Here is an 894-nt window from a genome sequence, read left to right on the forward strand (position 1 = left end):
CCTCAGCCACTGATTTTAAAGCCAGGCTTGGCGCTTAAGCAGTTACTTATAGTGCTGTACGATATTGTTGTTGCAAATTTACAAGTGGCTTTACTTATACTTGGACCATCAAAAAAATTGCGTCCGGCATTTATAAAAGTACCGATAGATTTAACACACGACATGCCAATTACCATATTGGCCAGCTGTGTATCGCTTACACCTGGTACTGTGAGTGCAGAGGTTTATCCAATTGCTGAGTCGTTACCTGAAGGTGAAGAGCCAACGCAACGCTACTTATTAATACATGTGCTTGACCTTAAAGATGAAGAAGCACTTATCAAACAAATAAAACAACGCTACGAAGCTCCACTAAAGGAGATATTTCAATGTTAGATACTGTATTACTCATTGTTTTTTCGATGATTGGCTTATCATTATTGCTTAACTTATGGCGATTGATCATCGGTCCGTCAGTGCCTGACCGTGTTTTAGCGCTCGATACTATGTACATTAACGTCATCGCACTGATTATTTTATACAGCATTAGTATGGATACAGGGCTTTATTTTGAAGCTGCACTGCTTATTGCCATGCTAGGTTTTATAAGTACGGTTGCAGTGTGTAAGTATTTACTACGTGGCGATATAATTGAATAAGGTGAAAACATGATCAGCGAATGGGTTGTATCAATATTATTGTTATTTGGTGGTACGTTTATTTTAATTGGCTCAATAGGTTTAATTAAACTACCTGACTTTTTTATGCGTTTGCATGGACCAACTAAAGCAACCACGTTAGGCATGGCGAGTATGTTAATTGCGGCTATGGTTTATTTTGCAAGTTCAGAGCATGGCCTAAGTGTTAAAGAAATACTCATTACTATATTTTTACTAATTACAGCACCGATTAGTG

3 protein-coding genes are annotated in these 894 nt (G+C 37.8%); all 3 read left to right on the plus strand.

Annotated elements, in window-relative coordinates; genetic code table 11:
- On the plus strand, positions 1-375 hold a 375-nt coding region (locus H5072_RS20490; RefSeq protein ID WP_182694639.1), incomplete at its 5' end, for a Na+/H+ antiporter subunit E.
- A complete protein-coding gene (locus H5072_RS20495; protein WP_007378493.1) occupies positions 369-638 on the plus strand; it encodes a K+/H+ antiporter subunit F in 270 nt (89 codons plus the stop codon). The genes H5072_RS20490 and H5072_RS20495, both read left to right, overlap by 7 nt.
- A 9-nt stretch (positions 639-647) precedes the next feature.
- Positions 648-894: Na+/H+ antiporter subunit G (locus H5072_RS20500; protein WP_182694640.1), on the plus strand; the 247-nt coding region annotated here is incomplete at its 3' end.

The organism is Pseudoalteromonas sp. SR45-5, from assembly GCF_014163565.1.
Classification (GTDB): Bacteria; Pseudomonadota; Gammaproteobacteria; order Enterobacterales; family Alteromonadaceae; genus Pseudoalteromonas; species Pseudoalteromonas distincta.

Excerpts from the sequence above, each read along its gene's own strand:
- H5072_RS20495 (WP_007378493.1), top strand. The coding sequence starts at position 369 with ATGTTAGATACTGTATTACTCATTGTTTTTTCGATGATTGGCTTATCA.